24 protein-coding genes are annotated in these 25,080 nt (G+C 42.1%); 17 read left to right on the top strand and 7 right to left on the bottom strand.

Annotated elements, in window-relative coordinates:
- Positions 1-269: 269 nt before the first annotated feature.
- The 3 genes from ACTWPX_RS07525 to ACTWPX_RS07535 all read left to right on the top strand — a co-directional run bounded on the left by ACTWPX_RS07525 (position 270) and on the right by ACTWPX_RS07535 (position 4,290).
- Positions 270-1,037, top strand: a complete 768-nt coding sequence (locus ACTWPX_RS07525; protein WP_128524512.1) for a CsxC family protein — start codon at positions 270-272, stop codon at positions 1,035-1,037.
- 404 nt (positions 1,038-1,441) lie between these two features.
- Positions 1,442-2,209: a CsxC family protein gene (locus ACTWPX_RS07530; protein ID WP_443119187.1), complete on the top strand. Its 768-nt coding sequence runs from the start codon at positions 1,442-1,444 to the stop codon at positions 2,207-2,209.
- An 11-nt stretch (positions 2,210-2,220) separates the two neighbouring features.
- A complete protein-coding gene (locus ACTWPX_RS07535) occupies positions 2,221-4,290 on the top strand; it encodes a hypothetical protein (protein WP_443119188.1) in 2,070 nt (689 codons plus the stop codon).
- Positions 4,291-4,501: 211 nt separating this feature from the next.
- Here the strand turns inward: ACTWPX_RS07535 and ACTWPX_RS07540 are convergent, their stop codons facing one another.
- From ACTWPX_RS07540 to ACTWPX_RS07550, 3 genes are all read right to left on the bottom strand, one after another.
- Positions 4,502-5,284 carry a CsxC family protein gene (locus ACTWPX_RS07540; protein WP_443119189.1) on the bottom strand — a complete coding sequence of 261 codons (783 nt, stop codon included), beginning with the start codon at positions 5,282-5,284 and terminating at the stop codon, positions 4,502-4,504.
- A 370-nt stretch (positions 5,285-5,654) separates the two neighbouring features.
- Positions 5,655-6,176 (bottom strand): hypothetical protein, encoded by a 522-nt coding sequence (locus ACTWPX_RS07545; RefSeq protein ID WP_443119190.1) that lies wholly within the window; start codon positions 6,174-6,176, stop codon positions 5,655-5,657.
- 112 nt (positions 6,177-6,288) lie between these two features.
- Entirely contained in the window at positions 6,289-6,555 is a 267-nt protein-coding gene (locus ACTWPX_RS07550; RefSeq protein WP_443119191.1) for a hypothetical protein, read from the bottom strand.
- Between the two features lie 721 nt (positions 6,556-7,276).
- On the opposite strand from ACTWPX_RS07550, the gene ACTWPX_RS07555 reads away from it, so the two are divergent.
- The 14 genes from ACTWPX_RS07555 (at position 7,277) to ACTWPX_RS07620 (ending at position 21,197) form a co-directional block, all read left to right on the top strand.
- Positions 7,277-7,894, top strand: a complete 618-nt coding sequence (locus ACTWPX_RS07555; protein ID WP_128524507.1) for an ECF transporter S component — start codon at positions 7,277-7,279, stop codon at positions 7,892-7,894.
- Between the two features lie 186 nt (positions 7,895-8,080).
- The gene (locus tag ACTWPX_RS07560; protein ID WP_443119192.1) at positions 8,081-9,280 is read left to right on the top strand and encodes an NAD(P)-dependent malic enzyme; all 1,200 of its coding nucleotides are present in this window, start codon (positions 8,081-8,083) and stop codon (positions 9,278-9,280) included.
- The gene (locus tag ACTWPX_RS07565; protein ID WP_443119193.1) at positions 9,280-10,056 is read left to right on the top strand and encodes a fumarylacetoacetate hydrolase family protein; all 777 of its coding nucleotides are present in this window, start codon (positions 9,280-9,282) and stop codon (positions 10,054-10,056) included. Before ACTWPX_RS07560 ends, ACTWPX_RS07565 begins: the two co-directional genes overlap by 1 nt.
- A 237-nt stretch (positions 10,057-10,293) precedes the next feature.
- Positions 10,294-11,331, top strand: coding sequence for a LacI family DNA-binding transcriptional regulator (locus tag ACTWPX_RS07570; RefSeq protein WP_443119194.1), 1,038 nt, complete (start codon positions 10,294-10,296; stop codon positions 11,329-11,331).
- 28 nt (positions 11,332-11,359) lie between these two features.
- The gene (locus ACTWPX_RS07575) at positions 11,360-12,253 is read left to right on the top strand and encodes an energy-coupling factor transporter transmembrane component T family protein (RefSeq protein ID WP_443119195.1); all 894 of its coding nucleotides are present in this window, start codon (positions 11,360-11,362) and stop codon (positions 12,251-12,253) included.
- The gene (locus tag ACTWPX_RS07580) at positions 12,253-13,107 is read left to right on the top strand and encodes an energy-coupling factor ABC transporter ATP-binding protein (protein WP_443119196.1); all 855 of its coding nucleotides are present in this window, start codon (positions 12,253-12,255) and stop codon (positions 13,105-13,107) included. The genes ACTWPX_RS07575 and ACTWPX_RS07580 overlap by 1 nt, the downstream gene beginning before the upstream one ends.
- Before the next feature lie 21 nt (positions 13,108-13,128).
- The gene (locus tag ACTWPX_RS07585; RefSeq protein ID WP_443119197.1) at positions 13,129-13,977 is read left to right on the top strand and encodes an energy-coupling factor ABC transporter ATP-binding protein; all 849 of its coding nucleotides are present in this window, start codon (positions 13,129-13,131) and stop codon (positions 13,975-13,977) included.
- Complete coding sequence (locus ACTWPX_RS07590) at positions 13,961-14,812, top strand: nucleoside phosphorylase (RefSeq protein WP_443119198.1); 852 nt, start codon at positions 13,961-13,963, stop codon at positions 14,810-14,812. The genes ACTWPX_RS07585 and ACTWPX_RS07590 overlap by 17 nt, the downstream gene beginning before the upstream one ends.
- Before the next feature lie 28 nt (positions 14,813-14,840).
- Positions 14,841-15,641, top strand: coding sequence for an MTAP family purine nucleoside phosphorylase (locus tag ACTWPX_RS07595; protein ID WP_443119199.1), 801 nt, complete (start codon positions 14,841-14,843; stop codon positions 15,639-15,641).
- A gap of 7 nt (positions 15,642-15,648) precedes the next feature.
- Positions 15,649-17,088 carry an amidohydrolase family protein gene (locus ACTWPX_RS07600; RefSeq protein ID WP_443119200.1) on the top strand — a complete coding sequence of 480 codons (1,440 nt, stop codon included), beginning with the start codon at positions 15,649-15,651 and terminating at the stop codon, positions 17,086-17,088.
- A gap of 2 nt (positions 17,089-17,090) precedes the next feature.
- Positions 17,091-17,693: a class II aldolase/adducin family protein gene (locus tag ACTWPX_RS07605; protein WP_128524497.1), complete on the top strand. Its 603-nt coding sequence runs from the start codon at positions 17,091-17,093 to the stop codon at positions 17,691-17,693.
- Between the two features lie 20 nt (positions 17,694-17,713).
- Entirely contained in the window at positions 17,714-18,790 is a 1,077-nt protein-coding gene (gene mtnA / locus ACTWPX_RS07610) for an S-methyl-5-thioribose-1-phosphate isomerase (protein ID WP_443119201.1), read from the top strand.
- A gap of 21 nt (positions 18,791-18,811) precedes the next feature.
- Entirely contained in the window at positions 18,812-18,982 is a 171-nt protein-coding gene (locus tag ACTWPX_RS07615; protein ID WP_128524495.1) for a DUF1427 family protein, read from the top strand.
- A gap of 37 nt (positions 18,983-19,019) precedes the next feature.
- Positions 19,020-21,197, top strand: a complete 2,178-nt coding sequence (locus ACTWPX_RS07620; protein WP_443119202.1) for a malate synthase G — start codon at positions 19,020-19,022, stop codon at positions 21,195-21,197.
- A 246-nt stretch (positions 21,198-21,443) separates the two neighbouring features.
- Here ACTWPX_RS07620 and betB read toward each other — a convergent pair whose 3' ends face one another.
- From betB to ACTWPX_RS07640, 4 genes are read right to left on the bottom strand one after another with little or no spacing between them, the layout of a single operon-like run.
- A complete protein-coding gene (gene betB / locus ACTWPX_RS07625) occupies positions 21,444-22,910 on the bottom strand; it encodes a betaine-aldehyde dehydrogenase (protein WP_443119512.1) in 1,467 nt (488 codons plus the stop codon).
- 15 nt (positions 22,911-22,925) lie between these two features.
- Positions 22,926-23,459 (bottom strand): chromate transporter, encoded by a 534-nt coding sequence (locus ACTWPX_RS07630; RefSeq protein ID WP_443119203.1) that lies wholly within the window; start codon positions 23,457-23,459, stop codon positions 22,926-22,928.
- A gap of 5 nt (positions 23,460-23,464) precedes the next feature.
- A complete protein-coding gene (locus tag ACTWPX_RS07635; RefSeq protein ID WP_443119204.1) occupies positions 23,465-24,049 on the bottom strand; it encodes a chromate transporter in 585 nt (194 codons plus the stop codon).
- Positions 24,050-24,053: 4 nt separating this feature from the next.
- Positions 24,054-25,055 (bottom strand): NAD(P)/FAD-dependent oxidoreductase, encoded by a 1,002-nt coding sequence (locus tag ACTWPX_RS07640; protein ID WP_443119205.1) that lies wholly within the window; start codon positions 25,053-25,055, stop codon positions 24,054-24,056.
- Positions 25,056-25,080: the final 25 nt, after the last annotated feature.

The raw sequence follows: 25,080 nt of genomic DNA on the forward strand, positions 1-25,080 counted from the left end.
AATCTGTGCTAGTACCTATTTATAATTATGGAGAAAGCTGCTAGGACCTTAAGTTAAGGGGTCGCTTCCTCTTGAAGACTAATAGGTCCTATCTTGTTCAATAAACAGCCTGCGTAAAATAGAAAAGAAGACTCCAAAATCTTTCTACTAACCCCTCGATCAGACAAATCGTAGGAAACTTCCACGTTTATACTCCGTCATAAGACCAAGCTTACTAGAATTGAATGCATAGAATACAGGGAGGTTAATATAAAAGGAGGAAAATAGTGATGAAAAAAGATAATTGTCACGAAAATTGTGTAAACCTTAATACGTCAGCTTCTGTAGAGCAATGCACGAATGAGATGACGGATACACCAACCGTTCCTATGGGGGAACGTGTCATTAAAGTTCCGGTTGAATTAGGAGCTTTTAATGTAACCTCCCATCTTGTTGCGAATATTAATTTTCCAGAACCAGTGCTGGAAATCAAAGACATTAAGAAAAGGGTCGTCATTACTCAATGTCGTCTGATGGCTCGCCCGTCAACAGGGGGAGATGATCTATTCAGCGTTGGACCGTTCCCTTTATTCATTAAAGGTTATGTTCGTAAAAACATTCAATATGCGAGTCCTTATCATAGTTCATCTGGAGAGTGTGTATCCTCAGATATCAAGTCATTGACAGCCAAAGTTCCTTTTGAATGTATGACATCCGTTACTCTTGATTCACCTGTTCAGCTGCCTGTGAACAATAGTAGAAATGAGTTCGACTTCTTTAGAGCTCAGGAGCTTGGTTCAGGGTACCCCGAGAAAGATCAGTTCCTATCAAGTGATGTATCTCAATTTCACCAAAATAGCACTCAATCTTATAACGAGCTTCCATACTGTGAACTCATTTCGAGTAATATTTTGGAGTGGGATGAAGCGACAGATCGTCAATCATTTGGCGGAGGTCCGGTAGATGAAGGGTACTTCCACCACATGGTGGAAAAAATGGCGCTAACGTTTACGGTTAAAGTTTTGCAGAATCAACAAGTAAATATTGATGCCCTGTAAGGCGATTAGACACGTTGGCCACTATCCGTACGTAGTGGGCATCGTGTTTTTTATTGTTTTGATACTTATAAAATACCAGCCTTTAAAAATCTTATGATGTCTTGCAAAAGAAGCTCTTGAAAATTTTGGTTAACGTTGGCGATGAACCAATGTGCTTGTGCCTTTGTTCTGTTTTTTATCCTATTCCGTTCTCTTCATAAGGTTAGTGCTGGTTTTAAGTTTTGGACAAGTGTGGGGATGGGATACTAAGTGCTTATTCAATAAAGAGATTTTGTATAGGAGGATGATGACCATTGACAAATAGGGAAAGAGGGAGCCTGATACCTTGACTTCAAACTAAGAGCCCAAACATAGTCATTTAACCTACATACGATGGGTGTATATTTTGTTTAGGGGGAAGTTAAATGACAGATGAACATAACGAATCAAGCAGTTTTGAATGCGAAAGTTCTTCACATCATAAGCCATGCAAGCCAAACGTAAGCCTCGGGAAGATCGTAGCAAAGGTTCCAGTGGTATTGTCTGAACTCAACATCCAAGTGAATATCAATGAAACCATTAAATTTCCTGAACCAGTTCTTGAAATTAAGGACATAAAGAAACGTGTGAACTTGACTCAATGCCGCCTATTACTTCCAACTAATAAACTATTTATCAAAGGATTTGTCCGTAAAAACATTCAATACGCCAGTCCCTCCAATGAAATTGAGGTCACTACAGATACGACCGTAGCCTCTGACTTGCATTCCTTTACAGTCGATATTCCCTTTGACTGTGTAACGGAAATTAAGGATTTCTTATCTATACCTGTCATGCCTAAAATGAATGAGCGGGAGGAGTTCGACTTCGCAGTATCCATTCCATTACCTGAGGGTTACCCTGAGAAAGATGAATTGTTAACGAGTGATTTATCTCAATTTCACCAAAAGAGTCGTCAATTCTACAATGACCTCCCATATTGTGAGCTCCTTTCCAGCAAAATCATCGAATGGGATGAAGCATTAGACCGTATTCCGCTTCCTGGTACGGCACCTCTGAATGAGGGTTATTTTACCCAAATAGAAGAAAAAATGGTGGTCGATATATGTTTGAAAGTTCTTCAGAACCAACAGATTCGTGTCACTTCAACGACGAATGACGAAGACTGTGACTTCAGCCTATTAAATGATTGAGTTAAGCATGGATGAGGGAAGGAGGGAGGAGGGATGCCAGGAGTGCGGCACCCTTTCCAGCTGCTATGAATAGAGATGAAATAATATTCAACCAACCACATTGGAGCAGCGGACACAAACGACAGAATACGAATCGGAAACGAAAGCACAATAGTGACGATATTGAAAACCAGTATGAGCCTGAAGAGGAATCTGTTCAAATAAGTGATGATTCAAAAGAAAATAAGGTATACACTCCAGTAGATATTAAGGGGAAAGCCCCTCGACCATTGATTTATCCTCCGTCTAAAGTGATAGCTGATGCAGCATACGTCAACACTTGGATTGATGATGAAAATGCGGAAAAGGAAAACACTGTACCAAACAAGAATCGGTTTGATCACCTGGCAGAGAAGCGAAAAAGAATGGCCACCTTGCGTAGAGGGGACTTCTATGAAAAAAAGGGGATATATGCTAAAAAAGGAAGAAGTTCCTTTACTATCGAAGCTGAACAGGAATATGTAAAATCAGAGGATAAAAGTGAATCTGGGAATTCATTATATTCTGAGTTTCTAGCCATGTTAAATGAGTCATCTTCTGAAGAAAAGTGGTTCCATGAAGGGAGTCCAGAACTAGAAACGGATGATTTCAATGAAGAAGAAAATCCTTTTTCCAGTGAGAATCACTCGATATTGAAGGATATTATTTCATCGATCGAGTGCCATCTGGATGATTCAAACAGTTTTAAGAAATACTGCTTTTCTCAAAGTGATTTAGTAGATTTAGAGACGATTGAATCTTCTTCGGATGGGTTAGAGATGGTCGAATCAAGCTGTGAAACAGCCACCTCTTTGTGGAATAATATTTCTGCCATGTTAGAGGATTCCTCTTCCATGGACGAAATACTTAATGAATCCCAAATGGAAGCTGGATCGTCTGGCAATCATGGTGAGCATATAAATTTTCTTCCTCCATTTGAAGAAGAGACCAGCAGTATAGATGAAGAAAGCACCAGTATCCAAGAATCTCCTGACGAAGAAGAAGAGCCATCAATAGTTGAAGAAATAAATGCTTTCATAGAAGAAAGTACCAGTATCCAAGAAGAGACTCCTGACGAAGAAGAAGCACCACGGATGGTAGAAAAACCAAGTGTTGTCATAGAAGCCAACCACCTTATTCAAGAAGAGTCTTTTGACGAAGAAGAAGAGCCATCAATAGTTGAAGAAATAAATGCTTTCATAGAAGAAAGTACCAGTATCCAAGAAGAGTCTCCTGACGAAGAAGAAGCATCACCGATAGCAAAAGACCCAAGTGTTGTCATAGATGCTAACCCTACTATCCAAGAGGAATCTCTCAGCGAAACAGAATTTCATATATTTACAGAAGATAGGGAGTCTGTAAATGGGGAAACTATAAGTTCTATTATAGAAAGCAGTACAGCCAGCTCTGATAGTTTTCAAAGGGAAGAGGATCCTTTTCCGGATGCAGATGAAAGCTCAATGTTTGCAGGTGATTTTTTAGAGGAGCTTCTCGAAGAAGAACCGGAACAAGAGGACCTTGAGTCTAATTCACTACCTATGGGGAAGGGCCAACATCAAATGGTTAAGGTTCCTGTAGTATTAGCACATCTCATAGTTGATGTAGATGTGATGGAAACATTTGAGGTATTGGGGGGTATTTCGGAAATAACCAAGGTTGATTGGACACTTCATTCCATTAAGCAAAGGGTTGTTCTACCGTCATCCACCGTCTTTATCAAGGGTATTCTTACAGCTGATATTGTATATGTGAAAGACGACCCAGACCAAAAGGTTCATACCTTAAAATATCCTGTACAATGGAATGAATCTATGAAAGTGAAATGGCTGACCGAACCAGATGTTTCTTATACTTGCCAAAATGAATATACATTTGGACACGAAGGTGACACGCATTATGAACATCGTCAAAAATTCGCCAATCCGGTGGAGGATCAACTTCATAGTATTCATATAATCAGCCATCCTAAAGTCATTGCCCAGAAAGAAGTTTCGATTCAAGGAAATGTGCAGATATGTATAGATCTATTACAGCAAAAATACGTTTATCCACATTTTAGCTGAGGGACCTGTTTTTTTATGGAATGACAGTCAATTAAAATAAAAGACGTCTCTGATGGGAGACGTCTTTTATTTGTACTACATAAACCCCATCCTGCTCCAGCGCGTAACTTCACGAGGTCATAAGCAAACACTTTGCTGTGACAAAAACCCGCCACTTCAAAGGTTTAAACTTAAGCATGTCGGGGCTGGCCAAGACGCTTGTGCTTTTGTTTTAACGACCGGTGTATTTTCTGAAGCTGTTGTAAACGGATTGTGGAGTAGCATTTTTTATTTGGCTGTTCGTTTTTCTGCAGCTTGGTTTTGGTGGAGTAGGATCAGATTCTTGTTGCAATTGAGTCAATTTAATAACAAGATTAATATCCATTTTCTCCGTTACTTTGTTAAAGCGTCCCCAGTTATCAAAATCATGGACAATATCCAATTGGTTGACTGCAGATGCAAGAAGTTTGCAATGAATAGGCTCATTGTTGATTTCAAACGTCAAAGAACCAAATTCGCAACGGTCTGCACCCATGCCGTCTTTTGCAAGTTGTTTGCGTTGTAGAATATCGTCTTTGATGCTGTAGTCAATTCCAAATGGAGCATCTACTGGATTTGCAAGGTACACTCGATCGTAAGCTTGGAATGGAATATCGATACTATAATCTTTCACATATCCATTTCCATCTTCAACGTACTGAATGTTTTTGTGTACAATTCCTTCCACAAACAATTTCACATAATGGGGTTCGCCAACTACAGGTATAGCTTTACACTGCGTCAAGGATACATTTTTCTCAATGTTCTTGATCGCTCTTGCGTATGTCGGTAGATGGAAATCTGCTTCCGTCAGGGACTGGATGATCACATCTCCTAGTACAACTGTTTCTTCTTCATCCCCAGGCGAAGCAAACTGCTCTGATGCAGTGTACAAACTTTTCGATTTTGCGTGATGGCTAGCAGGTAGGGGTGGACAATTTTTATTACCATATCCACATCCTGTATTTTTCTTCATACTGTTCACTCCTTCTATATTTTTGTCAAAAGTCTACCTAGTAACTTTTAGACAAGTTCCTTTTGACTCACTATTACTATATGTAGTAGGGTATCTTTTGGAATGGACGTGTGTCGGTAGGCTCTGAATTTGTGTGTCTATTACCACTGAACATTATAGTATCGGGATGCGGATGATAGCCTTGTTTTTCTTTAGTAAAAAAGCTCAAGCCCTTGATCACTCCACCGGCAAGCTTGAGCAAAGCTTTAAAGTGGCGGGTTTGCCCCTGGCAATTATTTTATAAATTCTAAGACAATAAAAAAGATGACCCAGGCACAATACCCGAGTCATCTTCTAACTGATCCATGCTGCATGCCAGTCTTGAAAATCTTTATTTAAGCTGAGGTCGTTTCATTGCTTGAAGTTCTTCCTCAAAATCTCTTAAAGACGTTTCAGGCTGAAAAGGGAAAGGTTCCTCATTGGCCTCCTGTTCAGATGAAGCCTGCTTTCCTGAAGACTTGTACTTGATATGGAACTCTTCCTGAAATTCTGCAGGCATTTCCTGCCCTGGAGAGGATTGTTTCATCCCGAAGATCCATGTATCAAAATCATAAATACCCCGGTCGATGATCACACACAAATCTTCAAGCGATTGTGTCAATTCATTCAAGCAATCGAGTCCATTCCTTAAAATGATTCCTCTTTCTTTCGCCTTTTCAATTGAGTGTTCCAACTTGTAAACTTCCCCTTGGTAGGAAAACTTAATAAAGCAACTGTTTCGGTCCCAGTTGAAAGTAAAATCCTCAATCTTCAATCGTTTGATCACTTTTTCAAGCTTTCTTTCACAAACACTTTGCTCTTTGTAAGGCATCCACTTGAATAGAACATTCTTGAACGTGTGATTCCTGAACATACCATTCACCTTCCTTTATTTATTCAGCCATAAACTTCCCTCATGTAAGGTCGTTTACTATACCTCTACTAATTCTACAAAAGTTATTTTTTTCCTCTTGGTTGGTTCATATTTATTTCAAACCTTGTAAAAGTGAGTCATCCAGCTCACGTACTTTGTCATAGGAATCCAGCAAATTATCTGGAACCAACCCCCTGCCATAGTTCCAGGCATTCCTTTCTATGACCGCTTTAAGTTCAGCGATTTCTTCGTCTTCTCCGTACATGAGCGTCTTTAAATCATGTTTGTGTTTCTTGAAAGTCAAATAATAACCGATCTCATGACAAACAATGATTTTAACGATATCATCTGCCGATTCATTAATCTTGATCTTACTCATATATCCGTTCACTTGCAGGTAGTTAAAGTTGAGCGTATTTGTCGATATGTTGAAGCTCATCGGAGTAGGGAGATTATTGTTGGCTTCGTAGTTGATATTTAAATTGTGATCTTGCATTATATTTTTTATGATTTTTTCAATATGCCATATATATAGCATCCGGTTGATCACTTTCCTTTCAGGTTCTCTTAAATTCAGTATAATTGAAAGACGAATCATGACCAAGGTGCTAAGTGATTATATAGATTAGAATTTTAGTTGGAAGAGGTGATTTTTTGGTTATTCTATCAAATCATCTATGAAAAATTCTTATTCGTAGCGAAGAGAGAGTGGAAGTTCAGCTGTAAAAAGCCACTATGATAATTGCTTTAATTTAGAGATGAATTCCGCTGTGCGGGGATTCCATGGAGAACCTTCAGATGTTATGTAGGTTTATGTCGTCTCGGAGCAGGTAATATTTTGAAATTATCATTATTTTCAAAATATTGTTGAAATTACAAAGCCGACTATGTATAATTCATTTCAAGGAAGCGTTTCCACATATTTTTAAGTGCATTCTTTTAACTGTTTGTGGAAACGTTTTTACATTTAGGTGGAAATTTCAAAAGTAGTGGTTTTCCACAGCTATTGAAAGAATTAGAACCTGGGTGGTCAAAATTAAAATGAAAGGAGGAAATTGGTAAGGTCAGCTTTTAATAAAAGAGGAGGGACATGACAAACCATGATGAAAAAGAATTCTAGTTTCATAGTTGCGATGATTCCTGCCGGTATCGCTTTGAACTGGGTGGCGAATTCGATTGTAGAGATGCTCAAGCTGCCATTGTTTCTAAATAATATCGGAACTGTCTTGAATGCGATTGTGCTGGGGCCTCTATGGGGCGGCGCAACGGCTTTAATGACCAACGTGATTTTGGCTCTCATTGTTCGCTGGACCTATATACCATTTGCTATTGTCGGTATAGTTGTTGCCTTTTTATCCTACTTCTTCTTCAAAAAAGGGTGGTTCAGTAAGGGGTGGAAAGTTATCGTTTCTGGATCTGTTACAGGAATAATAGCTTCTGCTATAGCGACAGTCATTTCCGTGTATGTTTTCGGAGGATTCTCTGGTCATACGGTGGATGTATTAACGGCTGGCTTGATCGCATCTGGACAGCAAATTTTCAATGCTGCTTTCATCGCTAACATTCCTGGTACAGTGGCTGATAAAGTTTTAACCTTCTATATTGTTTGGATGATCCTCAAAATCTTCCCGATCCGTTTCCTACCTAACGCTAAAGACATAAGAGAGAAAATCGGAATGACCAGCAAAAAAAGTATAGATAAGAAAAAGACTGCATAAAAAAGAACACCAATACAACAAAATCTTGGGGATAGAGTTGTATGATGCTCCATGTACTTACTGTGAATATTATAGAAAATCTGTTGAGAAATCAAAGATGACGACTTGGTTAAACATTTGGAAAAGGGTCGAATATAGCGAGACGAATATTGGATCCTTTTCCGACTATCAGAGGAGGAATTGCGATTGGATTTGCGTCAGAAAGCTTTGAACCTCCATAAGGAATACCGTGGGAAATTGAGTGTAGAAGTAAAAGTCCCTGTAGATAGTAAAGATGATTTAAGTTTGGTTTACTCACCAGGAGTCGCTGAGCCTTGTAAAGAAATTCACGATCAGCCACAAACTATATATGATTATACGAATCGAGGGAATCTCGTTGGAGTGGTGACGAACGGAACAGCCGTCTTAGGTCTTGGGGATATCGGAGCAGCGGCTTCTTATCCTGTTATGGAAGGTAAAGCGGCTTTGTTTAAACTTTTTGCTGATATAGATGCATTTCCGATTTGTATCGATAGGAAAGACCCTGATGAATTTATTAGCGCTGTTAAAGCCTTGGAAGTAACATTTGGAGGGATAAATCTGGAGGATATTTCCGCTCCTCATTGTTTTTATATTGAAGAAACATTAAAGAATGCGCTGGATATCCCTGTTTTTCATGATGATCAACACGGGACGGCTATCGTCACAGCAGCTGGTCTGATTAATGCTTTAAAAGTGGTCAGGAAGAGTTTTGAAAACATAAAAGTAGTGATAAATGGAGCTGGTGCTGCCGGGGTAGCGGTTGTTAAATTATTATCAAGCATGGGAATCAATCATACGATTCTTTGTGATTCCAGGGGGGCGATTTATGAAGGACGTCCATACCGAATGAACCCGATGAAGGAGCATATAGCGGCAATAACGAATCACGATCGTGTTGAAGGGGAACTAGCTGAAGTGATCAAAGACGCAGATGTCTTTATAGGGGTCTCCGTTGCTGGGGCTTTATCTCAGCCGATGATTGCTTCCATGAATCCTGATCCTATTATTTTCGCTATGGCAAACCCTACACCAGAGATCATGCCCAAGGAAGCGAAAGAAGCAGGGGTAGCGGTAATCGGGACTGGAAGATCTGACTTTCCAAACCAAATCAATAATGTACTGGCTTTTCCTGGTATTTTCAAAGGGGCATTACAAGTGGCTGCAAAAGAAATTAACGAAGAGATGAAGCTAGCTGCAGTAGAAGCCATTGCAGGCTTGGTGGAAGCGGACAAGTTAAGTGGTGATTATGTGATTCCTGATCCTTTGGACACTCGGGTAGTAGAAAGGGTATCGGAAGCTGTTGCCCAAGCCGCCATCCAGAGTGGTGCAGCCAGGAAATCAAATATTAAAGTGGAGGTTAAATGATGAAATTTTTACGGTTTACAGTAAAAAACGAAACGAAACAAGGTGTAATAAAAGGGGATGAAATTCAAGAAATTACCGGGGACATTTTTAATGAGTGGGACTATACCGGTGAGGTGTATTCCGAGAATGAAATTGGTTGGTTAGCTCCTTTGGAATCGAATCATATCATCGGTATCGGTGCGAATTACGTTGCTGAAAGCGATGATTTACCTGAACAAGGACCCGATATGCCTGTGTTCTTCTTCAAGCCGAACAGTTCGGTCATAGGTCCTGCGGCAGATATCAAGATTCCTCAAGCCATAGAAGAAGTAAAATTTGAATCTGAGCTTGCCGTAGTCATCGGAAAAGAGGCAAATGGAATCAATGAAGAAGAAGTCTTAGATCATGTATTCGGCTATACGATCGGAAATGATGTAACTGCTCCTCAATATTTTCATGAAAACGGACACTGGACTCTTGGGAAATCGTTCGATACCTTCACCCCATTAGGACCTGTAATAGAAACAGAGTTCAACCCGCATGGTGCTGTAATAAAAGCATTCCATAACGAAAAGGAAAAGCAGAACAGCCCTGCAAATCTGATGATTGTAACGATAGAAAGAATGATTTCTTATTTGAGTCATATCATGACACTTCAACCAGGTGATGTCATTCTTACCGGGAGCCCGGTCGGGGCAGAATTTTTAAAAGAAAAGGACCAAATTGAGTGTCGTATAGATGGAATTGGATCATTGAGGAACAGTGTCATAAAAGCTAAACAACCCACAAAAGTTTAAAGTAACTGCCCACTTCATTTTATTTGTAGAAACGTTTCCATATTATCTCTGTAATTGTTTCCCTACTATTTCTGAAAATAATCAATATTTTCAGAAAATTGTTGAAATAACATCCTTATCTGAAGTATAATACAAGTAACTAGAAAACGTTTTCATATCGAAGGGGAGAGAGAATCGGGCAAGGCCTTCTCTGGATAGATATAAAAACGTTTCCACAAAGATAGGAAGTGGGAAACCATGGTAACAATCAAAGATGTCGCAAAAGCAGCGAATGTATCAATTTCTACAGTTTCCAGAGTGTTAAATAATAGTGGCTATAGCAGCATGAGTACCAAGGAAAAAGTGAACAAGGCTGTGGAAGAATTGAAATTTCAAAAAAATATGGTCGCAACAGCCATGATTAAAAAGCAGACCTCGACTCTAGGTTTAATCATTCCGGATATCAAAAATATCTTCTATGGTGAGCTGACACGAGCCATCGAGGACCAAGCCCATCAATATGGGTTCAATGTCATTTTATGCAACACCGACAATGACTTGGAAAAAGAGGCGGAGTATTTGAATTTTCTGCTTAGAAAAGGGATCGATGGAATCATATTTTCCACACCTGAAATCAATGATAAAAATATCAAGGAAGTAATGAAGAACCGTCCTGATGTGCCGTTGATTCTGTTAGGAAGTCAAGTGAAAAATGTGCGGCTGGACGAAGTTCTCGTCGATAATTTCGAAGGGGGTTATCAGGCTACAGCACATCTTTTGGATCACGGACATCAAAGAATCGGCTACATTGGCGGTCAAAAAGATTCATATGCAACAGTTGAACGTTACAAGGGCTATGCAAAAGCTTTGGAAGACTATGGTATTGAACCGATGGATGAATATTTGAAGCTTGATGAGTTCAAAATTCATAGCGGTTATCACAGAGGAAAAGAATTGTTAAAGATGTCAGAACCTCCGACAGCTGTTTTTGCGGGAAACGATGCGATCGCTGTTGGTGTTTATAAGGCGGCTAGAGAATTAGGAATCAGTATTCCTGAAGAACTATCCGTCATAGGCTTTGATGATTCTCAGTTTGCTGAAATCGTAGACCCTGAATTGACGACGATTCGTACTCCGATTTCAGAAATGGGAGAGAAGACTGTCGAATTAGCCATCCAAATAGTAAGGGAGGGGAAGAACTTCAAGGAGACTGTAACTTTTCAGCCATCTTTAATTGAAAGAGGATCGACGGCTAAAGTAAACAATCATTATTTAGTGCGAAAATACCCATCATAACCTCATAACCTGTGAAGGAGGAAGAAGCGTGAATAGTTTATACATGCCTAAAGATAGTTTGATTCACAGCTTGGACCCAAGAACAAAAATGATTTTTGTGGCCTTTGTCGTAGCCAGTTCGTTTATCCTGAATGATCCAGCCCTGCAGTTAGTATTACTTGTCGCCCTTTTTCCCTTAGTGGTCATAGCAAAGCTAGTGAAACCTTACCTGATTTCTATTCAGTTCTTACTACTGTTTGCTGTCTTGATTATGACTGTCCATGGAATCTATAATCCTATCGGTGTGACTCCGGTGTTTGAAATTTTTGGTGGTTTAACCTTCAAATATGAATCTATGGTTTATGCATCTGTCATGTCCTTCAGAATTCTCGTCATAGGAACAGGTGCTGTACTATTCGTCATGACCACCCATCCTTCTGATATGGCATCAGCCCTTGTGAAATGGAAAGTCCCTCACTCTTTTGCGTTCATCCTATTATCCACCTTTCAAATCATCCCGATCATCGCCAGGGAAGCAAAAATCGTAATGGAAGCCCAACAGGCAAGATGTTTGGATGTGAAGGGGAATATTATTCAACGAGTCAAGAACCTAGTCCCCATGTTCGCTCCCTTATTCATCATTACATTTATGAAAGTCCACCAGCTATCCTATGTGCTTGAGTGTAGAGCATTCAGCAGAAAAGGAACAAAAACCAGTCTTCGTGAAACTAAAATCGGATCTTTGGATTATTCCTTCCTTATAGGGATGCTTGGAGTACTCGTATTTGAAATCTATCTCAAGTTATTCATGATGGGGTCTTTGCACCTGACTACAGACGCTCTTTTAACATACTCCCTTTTCGGAACTTGGATCGTGTGTGGGCTGATGCTCGTCAAATTCCTATTCAAACAAGTCCAGGGGAAATTCGGAGGTGCTAACTAATGAAAGATGAAAAACAGGCGATTGAAGTCACAAATCTTACTTTTGAATATCCGGATACCGAAGAACCAGTACTGAAGAACGTCAGTTTCACCATTGATTACGGGGAAATCCTTGGAATAATAGGACCAACCGGTGCTGGTAAATCAACGCTGGCCATGTGTGTGAACGGATTAGTCCCTCAAGTAATCAGTGGAGAAATGGAAGGGGAGGTCTTTGTCAAAGGCATCGATGTCCACGAAAGTGATGTGGCAGCAATGTCAGAGCATGTAGGTTTTGTCTTCCAGGAGCCTGAAAATCAACTGAGTCAGATGACTATTGAGGAAGAAATCGCCTTTGGTATGGGGAATCTCGGAGTACCCCGTGATGAGATGCTTGTGAGGATCAAAGACGCTTTGGCTCAAGTAGGGCTTGAAGGATATGAGAAAAGGAGTCCTCTGGCTTTATCCGGTGGTCAGCAGCAGCGACTTGCGATAGCAGCTGTTTTAGCCATGCGGCCGACAATCATGATTATGGACGAGCCAACATCAATGCTTGACCCGAAAGGAAAGAACGAAGTATATGATGTTTTGAAAAATTTAAAAGAATATGGAATGACAGGCATCATTATTGATCATGAGGTAGAGAGAATCGCTGCTTATTGTGATAAGGTCTTAGTTTTAGATAATGGCGAGGTGAAAATGTTCGGCACCACAGAAGAGGTGTTTACAGAAATCGACCAGTTACATGAGTTGACTTTACATGCGCCGCAGGTCACTGAATTCTTAGCTGAGTATAACCATCAGTTTGGTGAAAAGGTGAAACTGGCGACGACAGAGGAAGAAGCTGTTCGAACCTTTGAAAGCATATACAAATAAATGTTAGAGGGGGTAGGGACGATGAAGCCATATATTTCAGTGAAAAATGTGTCCCATGTCTATCCGAATGGAGTGACGGCAATCAAGGATATCAATCTTGATATCTCTGAAGGGGAAGTCGTTGCCATCTTGGGAAGCAATGGTTCAGGAAAAACGACACTCGTTAAACATTTTAATGGATTGCTTACACCTACGACTGGTGAAATTACGGTAGGGGAGCTTAATACAAAGAAAGAAAGGATTTCTAAATTATCAAGTTTAGTCGGTTATGTTTTCCAAAACCCGAACCATCAGACTTTTTTGCCTACTGTCGGAAAGGAATTAGCTTACGGTTGTACGAATCTGAAAATGTCTGAAGAGGAAACAGAGGAACGAGTTAACAGGGCGATTGAGCTCTTTGATCTAGGAGAGCGTTTAGAGGATAATCCCTTTGACTTGAATTCGAGTCAAAGGAAAGAAGTGGCGATGGCATCGATCATGGCCGTCTCTCCTAAAGTCATTGTCCTTGATGAACCTACGACAGGACAGGATCACAAAGGCTGTAAACGAGTGCTGGATCTTGTGAGGATGTTCAAGGAACATGGCCATATCGTCGTCCTTATCACCCATGATATGCATTTAATCGGAGAACTGAACTGTCGCACAGTGGTCATGAATCAAAGTGAAAAAATCGCCGATGATCAAGCGAGTATTGTTTTTTCCGACAAAGGGATTATGGAAGAGGCCGGGCTCCAGCCACCGCAAATCACTACTTTCGCCAATGCACTAACGAATTTAGATTCGAATAAAACATATTTGACTGTTGATTCCATCTTAAAGTGGATCAAGGAAAACAAAGAGGAGGTTGTTCAAGTTGGTTCAGGATCTTAAATGGAAAGCAAAAGCTAATCGACCAGAATCAGAGGATCATTCCCAGTATCATATAAGGTGTCGTCCGGGAGACGTAGAAAAATATGTGTTGCTGCCAGGTGACCCGGAACGTGTCGGCCAGATGGCTGAATATTGGGACGAGAAAAAACATATCGCCACATACCGTGAACATGTTACATATACGGGAAAGGTAGGCGGTGTTGGTATTTCAGCTTGTTCAACAGGGGCAGGCGGGCCATCGACGGCAAGTGCGCTTGAAGAATTAGCTGAAGTCGGGGCGGAAACGTTTTTACGTGTAGGAACCTGTGGAGCAATGCAGGAAAATATCGCTCCTGGAGATTTAATTATTTGTGCAGGTGCTGTACGTTACGACGGCACTAGTGATCAATATGTCGATCAAAAGTTCCCTGCGATTGCTAACCAGGAAGTGGTAATGGCTCTGATTGAGGCTGCTGAACGATTAGGGGTGAATTACCATGTAGGAATCGGTTATACCGCTGCTTCCTTCTTTTGTGGTCAGGGTCGTCCGGGGTTCAACAATTATAACCAAAGCTGGATGAACACCATTATGGATGATATGCAACGTGCAGGGGTGCTGAACTTTGAAATGGAAGCTGCCACTGTGCTTACATTAAGCAGCTTATTTAATTTAAGAGCCGGGGCTATTTTTACAGCTGTAGCTAACCGGGTCAAAGATGAATTTGAGTATAAAGGTGAGGGTGTGGAACAGTCCATCGCCGTGGCTACAGAAGCTACTAAGATTCTCAGTCATTGGGATGATCTGAAAAAAGCTTCAGGGAAATCTTACTTTTTCCCATCTTTACTAAATCAATAATTCAAATAATTTGAGGAGGCCAAAAGCTATGAAAATAGGTATTGTCGGGGGCACAGGTTTTTATAATTTGGTTGATGGAATGAAAGAGAAGAATGTATCCACAGAATACGGAGATGTTGTCGTTTACGAGGGAGAACATGCTGGAAAAGAAATTTACTTCTTACCTCGCCACGGGAAATCTCATGACAGTCTCGCTCACCAAATCAATTATCGAGCAAACATGATGGCGTTAAAAAAGCTGGGGGCTGACCATGTGCTTGCGATGTGCGCGGTAGGGTCATTGAATCCTGACATTCCGGTAGGGGCACTCGCTTTACTTGATCAGTTCATGGATGTGACGACTAAACGGGTTTCCACGTATGATAAATATTCTGTGGAAATTACACAACCTTATTGTCCGGATCTTAATGCAACTTTTTTGAAAGCAGCAGAAGAGCTGAATCTTCAAGTCACACCTAAAGCGAATTATATCTGTGTCGATGGCCCTCGTTATGAAACATCGTTAGAAATCAACATTTACAAGCAGTGGGGCATGGATGTTGTCGGGATGACGAATGCGACAGAAGCCATCCTTGCCAGAGAACTGGGAATTGCTTATGCGGTTGTGACGATGTCAACGGACCTGGCGGCTGGTACGACGGATGTCCCGCCGGATCTTGATACACATAAAAATGTGGTCATTGATAACCAGGATAAAATCAAAGATCTTTTCTTAAAAACGATTGAACTAGCTACTGATGATAAACCTTCCATTGCTCATGAAGCCTATGAAAGAGCTTTGAAAGCCCGTAAAGAAAAGCTGGACAAATTAGAGATTACCCAAGTGTAGGTTCAGCATGAGTATAGTGATTGAAAATGCTGAATGGATAAGTCCACAGTGTGGTGGGGTGAAGAGGGGAAACATCTTCATTAAAGAAGGGAAAATTGAAAAGATTTTTCCTTCAGGCCCTTCTTCTGACAATAACTCTGAAGCCATTGATGCCACGGGACAATTGATCATCCCTGGAATGACCAATGCTCACTATCACTCTTATTCAAATCTACTGAAGGGGACCGAACATGATTTACCACTAGAAGTCTGGTCCTTATATACGGTGGCTTATGGACACTCTTTATCAGATGAAGATATCTATCTTGCTGTTTTGCTTGGTGCCATTGAAATGATCCGTAGTGGTGTGACTGGATGTATTGATCATTTTCCACATTTACCAAGATCCCAAGCAGCTTTAGAAGCTTATCGTGATTCAGGAATGCACGTATCCTTCGCACCTATGCTGCACGATGTTCCCGATCACCATTTCCTGAAGTTGAAACTGCCGGTTGAGTTAAGAGAAGAACTCGAATCTGGGGCTCCTCGCACAGTTTCGGAAATGCATGATTTTTATCATGATCTTATTCGGAATTGGCATACACGGGACGGCAGAATCCATATTATACTCGGACCCAACGCGCCACAGCGTTGTTCATTTGAAGCATTGGATTTATGCAGTCATCTTAGCGAGGAATTTGACCTCAAAGTTCATACACACTTGTTGGAAACGTTGATTCAACGAGATCTTGGAAACGTTCATTACAATGGCGGGATGTTAGCCCACATGGAGAATGCTGGTATTTTGAATGAACGATTATCAGTTGCTCATGCGATATGGCTTGAAGCCAAGGAATTGGATCTCTTGAAAGGAAGAGGAGTATCGGTGATTCATAATCCCGGCAGTAATATGACATTAGGAAGTGGTAAAGCACCGATCGCCGAATTCCTTCAAAGGGGGATTCCGGTGGGGCTGGGAACCGATGCTTCGAACTGTGGGACCTCGCATAGTCTTTTTGAGACAATGAGATTTGCAGCAATGATGCACCGGGTAGATGAGAGGGCATTTGAGAACTGGCCCAAAGCCTCCCAAACTTTTGAAATGGCCACGGTCCATGGAGCGAATATCATGGGATATGGAAATCGCAGAGGTGAAATTCGGGAAGGGTATGATGCTGATCTTGTTTTTCTCAGGAAGAATACGACGACATGGTCGAATACTCACGACGAAATCTCTCAACTAGTGTTCCATGAAAATGGTCAATCCATAGAATCTGTCATGATTCGGGGAGAGTGGGTCCTTAGAAATAATAGAATTACTGCATTCAACGAGCAACAAGTGATTGAGCGTGTTCAGGAACGTGCTGAAGCCCTTCGGAAAAATAGTAGGGAAGCGGTCGGCTTTGCTGATAGACTCAGACCTTATGTGGAGAGCTTTTATAATAATTTTTATAATGGGAGGAAATGAACATGAGCTATGAATTATTGAAAAAGGAACTGCAGCATGTTTCTCATAAAGTGTATCAAAAGGGTTTTACCCAGGCGACAGGTGGCAATATCAGTGTCCGAATCCCGGGGACAGATCATGTATTAATCAAACGAAGCGGTATCAGCTTAGGGGAAGTGAGCAGAGAAGATGCACTAGTCGTCAATATGGATGGTGAGGTGGTTGAAGGGCAAGGAAAACCTTCTAAAGAAATCGGCTTCCACCTGGGGGTTTATAGAGTCCGTCCTGACGTCAATGCCGTAGTCCACTGTCATCCTAACTACGCCATAGGCTATGCGTGTTTGGGAGAGGAACTCCCCCTCCCTACCGTTACTGCACGAAAACTCCTCGGGCACGTTCCAGTCGCTGATGTAGCCCCTTCAGGATCGAAGGAATTGGCCCAACATGTAACAGATGTATTCACCCAATATCCAGATATCAAAATAGCACTCATGAAGGATCACGGGGTCTGTTCGGTCGGACCGACGCTTGAAGCTGCGTATAATGTCGTCGATCTTGCAGAAGCGACCGCGAAACAATCATTCATATTGACTCAATTGCGGGCTGGTGTACCAGTCCCGAATTAATGGGAATAGGAGGGGAATCTATGACGACCATTCATGAGCTTGTCAAACGTTATCAGGGAGAGGAATTGGCACTGCCGATATGGTTTGAAGAAGGTGTCTTAAAACTCATCGATCAAACAAAACTGCCATTCTCTGAAGACATTGTAACTTGTTCCACTGTAGAACACCTAGCAGAAGCGGTCCGTTCAATGATGATTCGCGGGTCAGGAGCTATTGGTATATGCGGGGCCTACGGACTGTATTTAGCTGCTTACGTATCAGATGGAGACCCTGATGAAATAAAACAAGCAGGAAAATTATTGAAAAGTACACGACCGACCGCTGTCAACTTAATGAAAACGGTGGATGAAATGGTTGAAGCCATTAACGGGACGGGCCAGGATCTCGTTGAAGGAATGGAGCAGAAGACTGTAGAGATTTTGGAACGTCAGTTAGCTTTCGAATATGAATTAGGAAAGCATGGAGCAGCGTTGATTGAAGATGGAGATACCATTATGACTCACTGCCATTCCGGTGCCTTAGGCGGTGCGGGGTATGGGGGGAGAGCATTATCGGTCATCCGTACCGCTCATGAACAAGGCAAGAATATCCATGTCATTACATGTGAAACTCGTCCTTACCTACAAGGGGCACGGATTACCGCTTATGAATTGAAAAAATTCGGTATTCCTCACACGTTGATCACTGACAACATGTCTGGATTTTGTATGAACACCGGCCGTGTAGACAAAATTGTCGTAGGATCTGATCGTGTATCGGCAAATGGAGACTTGGCCAATAAAGTCGGGACTTATATGCACGCACTTGCAGCCAAGGAAAATGGGATTCCATTTTATACAGCCACCTCAAGCCATACGATTGATTTTGATACCGAAAGTGGAGAGGATATTGAGGTGGAAATGCGGGATTCGAGCGAAGTTACGGAGATAAAGGGAGTGAAAATTGCTCCAGAAGGTACGGCTGCTCTTTATCCATCATTTGATATCACTCCAAACCATTTGATCAGCGGCATCATTACCGAAAAAGGCGTAATTACAGCACCTTTCACAGATAATTTACAGACAGTCGATCCGAAATTAAATAAAATTCCACAATAAGATCGGGGAGGAGGAACAGAAATGGTAAAAGAAGCACTCCTCGCTATGGTAGCGGGAATTGTAATCGGTGTCGTTTTCAAATTGATAAAACTTCCTTTACCAGCCCCTCCTGTCCTCGCTGGTGTGCTTGGTGTAGCTGGGGTTTATATTGGCGGTAAAATCATAGAAGTCCTTTTTATGAGAGTTCAATGAATGCTGGATACAACTATTTCATGGAGGAGGAATATAAATGAGCGATTATGTGAAAGTCGGCACCTTGCAGGTAGACAGTGCTTTGTATGAATTCATTGTTTCAGAAGCTCTTCCGGAAAGCGGGATTGTGAATGAACAATTCTGGAGTGACTTTGAATCATTACTTGCAGATTTAACACCACTAAATAAAGATCTTCTAGAAAAAAGGGATGCTCTTCAAAGCAAGTTGGATACATGGTACAACGAACATCCTGGAAGTTATGATTTCAAAGAGTACAAGTCTTTCTTGCAGGAAATCGGGTATTTAGAGCCGCAGGTAGAAGACTTCAAGATTACATCCGAAAATGTAGATGACGAGATTTCTACACAGGCGGGACCGCAGTTGGTTGTCCCTGTAGATAATGCCCGTTACGCTTTGAATGCAGCCAATGCCCGTTATGGCAGCCTGTATGATGCGCTTTACGGAACAGACGTCATCAATGAAGAAGATGGAGCGGAACGTGTAGGGGGGTATAACCCTATACGAGGGGAGAAAGTAGTGCTGTATGCGAAGGAAGTGTTGGACCAGATCGCTCCTTTAACTGCATCTTCTCATAAAGACGCAGTTACATATAAGGTCACGAGTGGAGAGCTGTGCGTAACCGTTGGAGATGGTACAGAAAGGAAACTGGAAGAGACTGAAAAATTCAAAGGTTTCCAAGGCCCGGCAGATGATCCTTCAGCGATTTTATTGGAGAATAATGGTCTGCATTTGGAAATTCAAATAGACCGTAAACACCCGATAGGAAAGAATGATGCAGCAGGCGTCAAAGATATTTTGATGGAGTCTGCCACGACGACTATTATGGACTGTGAGGATTCTGTGGCAGCTGTAGATGCAGAGGATAAAGTCCGCGTATATAAAAATTTACTTGGTCTTATGAAAGGTGAGCTGACCTCGACTTTTGATAAAGGTGGCAAAGAAGTCACGCGTCAACTCCAACCTGACCGTCATTATACGAACCCTCATGGGGGAGAGACCTCACTACATGGACGCTCGCTGATGTTCATGCGTAATGTCGGTCACTTGATGACAACTCCTGCCATTCTGGATGGGAATGGAGAGGAAGTTCCTGAAGGGATCATGGATGGGGTTGTTACGAGTCTTGTCGCTAAGCATGATCTGTTAAGAAACAGCCGTTACCGAAACTCTGAGAAGGGTTCCATTTATATCGTTAAGCCAAAAATGCACGGTTCAAAAGAGGTAGCATTTGCTAATGAATTGCTCGATCGCATTGAAGATATGCTGGGGCTTGAGAGACATACGATTAAAATCGGGGTGATGGATGAGGAACGCAGAACGACCCTGAATCTGAAAAATTGTATCCATCAGGTCAAAGAAAGAATCGTATTTATCAATACCGGGTTTCTTGACCGAACTGGGGATGAGATTCATACCTCAATGGCTGCAGGGCCAATGATCCGAAAAAAAGAGATGAAGTCTTCCACATGGCTCCAGTCCTATGAGCAATCAAATGTCAATATCGGGTTGAGTACAGGACTGCAAGGACGAGCCCAAATCGGAAAAGGTATGTGGGCGATGCCGGAAATGATGAAATCTATGCTCGAACAGAAGCACAGCCAGCTGGAAGCGGGAGCGAATACAGCCTGGGTCCCTTCACCAACGGCAGCTACATTACACGCTTTGCATTATCATAAGATCAATGTGAAAGCTGCTCAAGATCAGTTGCTGGAAACAATTCAAGACAAAACGGATGAAATTCTTGAAGTACCAACGGCATTGGATGCGAATTGGACCGAGAAGGAAATTCAGGAGGAGCTTGAAAACAACGCCCAGGGGATATTAGGATATGTTGTCCGTTGGGTCAATCATGGCGTCGGGTGTTCCAAAGTCCCCGATATCGATGACGTGGGTCTTATGGAAGACCGTGCAACGCTTCGGATTTCAAGTCAGCATATGGCTAATTGGCTTCACCATGGAGTTGTGAATGAAGAAAAGGTGAAAGAAACATTAAGGAAGATGGCGAAAGTCGTAGATGGTCAAAACAGTCACGATCCAGAATACCGGCCAATGGCTCCTGATTTTAACCGATCCATTGCTTTCCAAGCTGCATGTGACCTGATCTTTGAAGGAAGAAGAGAGCCGAACGGTTATACCGAACCAATCTTACACAAACGCCGCCGCGAGATGAAATCTGAAACTTATGTAAACTAAAATGAGCAGGGCGCCCTTGTTTAATATCAGGGGCGTCTTTTGTCGATCTCTTGTGGTCTGAGTCATTCAGCTGAGTTTAAGCTGTTAATGCAAAATTATTGAAAAAAAATTACACATTAAAGGCTCAGGTGGTTAGTATCCACCTGAGCCTTTAATGTTTTCGTTGTGGTTATCACGGTCAATTGTTAATTTGCTTTCAAATAAACATGCTGCTCGATTTATTTTTTTTGTTCACTTGAATGGTCATTAAAACCAATGAAGAGGAGAAGGGTTCGTATTCTCATATACATGCTTCACTTCCGTATATTCTTCAAGTCCCTGCTTGCCAAGTTCACGCCCTATTCCCGAAGCTTTATAGCCACCCCAGGGAGCCTGTGCGAAGTAAGGGTGGAAATCATTGATCCATACGGTTCCCATTCTCAAAGCGCCGGCCACTCGTTCGGCTTTTCTTATATCTGTTGTCCAAACTGCTCCTGCCAGTCCGTAAATAGAATCGTTGGCTAATTTAATCGCTTGTTCCTCACTACGGAAACGTTCGATACTCAAGATTGGCCCGAAAGTTTCTTCCTGGACGATTCGCATGGAGGTGTCACAGTTTGTGAAAATCGTTGGTTCAAAGAAGAACCCTGCTTGTAGTTCTTCGGCTGCAGGTCGTTTACCGCCGAGAACCAAGTTTGCTCCTTCTTTGATACCGATGTCTACATAGTTTTCCACTTTTTCACGGTGTTCCTTTGAAATGAGCGGTCCTGATTGTGTGGAGTCATCAAAACCATTGCCGAGCTTGATTTGTTGAGTTCGTTTAACCAAGGCTTCTACGAATTCATCATGGATCGAGTCCTGAACAAGTAAGCGGGCTCCCGCTGAACATACCTGCCCGGCGTGGAAGAAAATTGCATTCAAGGCTTGGTCTAAAGCAGTTTCGAAATCTGCATCAGCAAAGACTATATTCGGGTTTTTCCCACCTAGTTCAAGAGCAAGCTTTTTGAAGTTTCCTGAAGCTGCTTTCATGATTTTGCGGCCGGTTTCGAGCCCGCCTGTAAACGATATAAGGTCAACTTGATGGCTTTCGGCAAGGAGTTGACCTGTGTCCGCCCCGGAGCCTAACACCAGGTTGGCTACCCCTTCAGGAACGCCAGCTTCTTCAATAAGCTCTAATATTTTGATCGTGGTCAATGGTGTGATTTCACTTGGTTTAATGACAAGGGTATTTCCCGCAGCAAGCGCTGGAGCCAGTTTCCAAGAAGCCTGCAATAGCGGGTAGTTCCAAGGTGTAATTTGCCCACAGACCCCTACAGGTTCTCTTACGACTTTGCTTTTTGAATCAGGAATAGGGGAGGCGGTCATTTCTCCGCCATCTTTATCCGCAAGCCCTCCATAATAGCGGAATACTTCTGCGATATCCTTCATGTCATCCAAGCTTTCAGACAATGTTTTACCTGTATCCAATGTTTCAAGCTCAGCTAATTCCTGCTGATCCCGTTCAATCAATTCAACAATTTTCAGGACGATTTTTCCTCGTTCTGTCGCTGGGATATGAGGCCACTCACTATGGTCGAAAGCCTTCCTGGCAGCGTCAATCGCTGATTGAGAGTCGGACTCATCACCTTCAGGAACTTCTGCAATCGCTTCTTGGTTGAATGGGTTTATAATCGTACGTGTATGGCCAGCAGCAGCCAATACCCATTCTCCATTAATGTACATTTTTTTCTTGATCATTTTTTTCCTCCTTTAAAAACCGTAAATCAATATTCCTAACATTCCAGAAAGACAAATCACCCATACAGGGGATACCTTTTTGTGCAGTAAAAACATCGCCATAATTAAAATGAAATATTGTGGGTAATCCTTTAAATTCGTAAATAGTTCATTTTGTAAACCCATCCGGATGCCAGCATAAAATATCAGCGCTGTAATCACGGGGTGAATGCCGTACAGACCATGGTTCAACATTTTGGTTTGGGAATGACGGGCGATTAGTTTGATTAATAGGAGAACAAGAATCAGGGAAGGCAGTAAATTACTGCCTGCAGCTATGACCGCGCCTCCGACTCCTGATGTTTGATAGCCGATAAATAATGCGGAATTAGTGGCAATCGGTCCAGGCGCTGATCCAGCAATGGCTATGATGTCTGTAAATTGTTGATGAGTCAGCCACTGATGGTCACGAACCGCCTGCTCCATAAGGGGAATCATCGCATAGCCGCCACCGAAACCGAATAATCCGATGATGAAAAATTCGATGAATAATTGGAAGGAAACCATTTGTGTCAGCTCCTTCTATTATTCCAGGCATGATATAGCCAGCCAGCTAGAGCTCCTCCAACGATTAAAAAAACCGGGGAGATGGCTAAACTGCCAAGCGAGAAAATTGCAATAAGAAAGAGGAAGAAAGTAAACCGGTCATGAATCGCCCCTTTACCGATTTTAAGACCTGCAAATAAGATGAGTCCGATGATTGCTGGCCGTATCCCTTGAAATGCATCTTGTACAACAGATAAATCTTGATAAGTCAAAAAGAGATATGTCAAAAGGATAATGATCATTCCAGCAGGGAGGAGCATTCCCAGCATCGCTGTAAGTGCGCCGCCGATTCCGCTCACCGTATAGCCGATATAAATCGAAGCATTGATGGCGATGGATCCTGGAGCAGATTGAGAAACGGCGATAATATCCGGAACATCTTCACTTGTGAACCATCTTCTTTTCTCTACGATTTCTGATTCAATGTGCGGAATCATAGCGATCCCACCGCCGAAGGTCAGCGGACTGATTTTCATAAAAGTAAGCAGCAGCTCAAGAAGAACACGTAAATGGTTTTCTGGTGGCGTGGTGAATTTAGTCTGGAACGCCACAGAGTCATTCTCCGCCTAGAACTCTGGTGCTGTGGGGCGGCTGAACTCTTGTGTCAGGGTCTATATAATGTTTTGCTTGGCTGATTGCAGTCGGGGCTTCCCCGAACCCTGTCGCGATAAGTTTCACTTTTCCATCATAGGTAGTTATATCCCCGGCTGCGTAAATTCCGGAAATATTCGTTTCCATTTTCTGATTGACGATAATGGAATTCTTGTCGATTTCCAATCCCCATTCTTTTATAGCTCCAAGACTTGAGAGAAATCCGTGGTTGACGATCAAGGAATCGATTTCCAGCTGTTCGGATAGTTCCCCCTTGGTTTCTTTCAATACGACAGACTCAATTTGGTCTTCTGTGCCGACCAAATCATCAATTGCCATCGGGGTTTTGATTTTGACATTGGTTTCTTTCAATTGATTAAGGCTGTGTTCATGCGCCCTGAATTGACTGCGTCGGTGGACAAGTGTTGTCTCTTGGGCGATTTCTGAAAGCATAAGGGCCCAATCTACCGCTGAATCTCCTCCGCCTGAAATGCAGACTTTTTGACCTTTATGGGCTTGTAAGTCAGTGATGGAGTAGAAAAGATTTTTCCCTTCATATTTATCAGCTGCTTCATGCTTCAGTCGACGTGGTTGAAAGGCGCCGGCTCCGCTTGTAATCAAGACTGTTTTGGCGTAATGTTCATCTTCAGTTGTCGTTACTTTGAAAAGCTCTTCTTCCAATTTTTCGACATTCTGAACGTTTTCTTCTAAGCACATGTGCGGGTCGAACTGTTTTGCTTGTTCCTCCAGTTGGTGGACGAGGTCTTTGGCGAGAATCTTTGGAGATCCGGCCACATCGTAAATGTATTTCTCAGGATATAAGGCCATAAGTTGACCCCCTGGCTGCGGTAAGCTATCAATCAGTTTTACTGACATTTCCCGCATGCCCCCGTAAAAAGCGGCAAATAATCCTGTAGGGCCGCCCCCAATGATGATAACGTCCACTATATTGTCAGTTTGTGTCATTTTTATGTTTCCTCACCTTCTAGTT

Source organism: Halobacillus sp. H74 (assembly GCF_052246715.1).
GTDB classification, from domain to species: domain Bacteria; phylum Bacillota; class Bacilli; order Bacillales; family Halobacillaceae; genus Halobacillus; species Halobacillus litoralis_A.

What these genes read in the sequence shown, in the direction of transcription:
- ACTWPX_RS07525 (WP_128524512.1), top strand. Translation starts at nt 270, where the DNA reads ATGAAAAAAGATAATTGTCACGAAAATTGTGTAAACCTTAATACGTCA.
- ACTWPX_RS07530 (WP_443119187.1), top strand. Translation starts at nt 1,442, where the DNA reads ATGACAGATGAACATAACGAATCAAGCAGTTTTGAATGCGAAAGTTCT.
- ACTWPX_RS07535 (WP_443119188.1), top strand. Translation starts at nt 2,221, where the DNA reads ATGAGGGAAGGAGGGAGGAGGGATGCCAGGAGTGCGGCACCCTTTCCA.
- ACTWPX_RS07540 (WP_443119189.1), bottom strand. Translation starts at nt 5,284, where the DNA reads ATGAAGAAAAATACAGGATGTGGATATGGTAATAAAAATTGTCCACCC.
- ACTWPX_RS07545 (WP_443119190.1), bottom strand. Translation starts at nt 6,176, where the DNA reads ATGTTCAGGAATCACACGTTCAAGAATGTTCTATTCAAGTGGATGCCT.
- ACTWPX_RS07550 (WP_443119191.1), bottom strand. Translation starts at nt 6,555, where the DNA reads ATGAGTAAGATCAAGATTAATGAATCGGCAGATGATATCGTTAAAATC.
- ACTWPX_RS07555 (WP_128524507.1), top strand. Translation starts at nt 7,277, where the DNA reads ATGATGAAAAAGAATTCTAGTTTCATAGTTGCGATGATTCCTGCCGGT.
- ACTWPX_RS07565 (WP_443119193.1), top strand. Translation starts at nt 9,280, where the DNA reads ATGAAATTTTTACGGTTTACAGTAAAAAACGAAACGAAACAAGGTGTA.
- ACTWPX_RS07570 (WP_443119194.1), top strand. Translation starts at nt 10,294, where the DNA reads ATGGTAACAATCAAAGATGTCGCAAAAGCAGCGAATGTATCAATTTCT.
- ACTWPX_RS07580 (WP_443119196.1), top strand. Translation starts at nt 12,253, where the DNA reads ATGAAAGATGAAAAACAGGCGATTGAAGTCACAAATCTTACTTTTGAA.
- ACTWPX_RS07585 (WP_443119197.1), top strand. Translation starts at nt 13,129, where the DNA reads ATGAAGCCATATATTTCAGTGAAAAATGTGTCCCATGTCTATCCGAAT.
- ACTWPX_RS07595 (WP_443119199.1), top strand. Translation starts at nt 14,841, where the DNA reads ATGAAAATAGGTATTGTCGGGGGCACAGGTTTTTATAATTTGGTTGAT.
- ACTWPX_RS07600 (WP_443119200.1), top strand. Translation starts at nt 15,649, where the DNA reads ATGAGTATAGTGATTGAAAATGCTGAATGGATAAGTCCACAGTGTGGT.
- ACTWPX_RS07605 (WP_128524497.1), top strand. Translation starts at nt 17,091, where the DNA reads ATGAGCTATGAATTATTGAAAAAGGAACTGCAGCATGTTTCTCATAAA.
- mtnA (WP_443119201.1), top strand. Translation starts at nt 17,714, where the DNA reads ATGACGACCATTCATGAGCTTGTCAAACGTTATCAGGGAGAGGAATTG.
- ACTWPX_RS07615 (WP_128524495.1), top strand. Translation starts at nt 18,812, where the DNA reads ATGGTAAAAGAAGCACTCCTCGCTATGGTAGCGGGAATTGTAATCGGT.
- ACTWPX_RS07620 (WP_443119202.1), top strand. Translation starts at nt 19,020, where the DNA reads ATGAGCGATTATGTGAAAGTCGGCACCTTGCAGGTAGACAGTGCTTTG.
- ACTWPX_RS07630 (WP_443119203.1), bottom strand. Translation starts at nt 23,459, where the DNA reads ATGGTTTCCTTCCAATTATTCATCGAATTTTTCATCATCGGATTATTC.
- ACTWPX_RS07640 (WP_443119205.1), bottom strand. Translation starts at nt 25,055, where the DNA reads ATGACACAAACTGACAATATAGTGGACGTTATCATCATTGGGGGCGGC.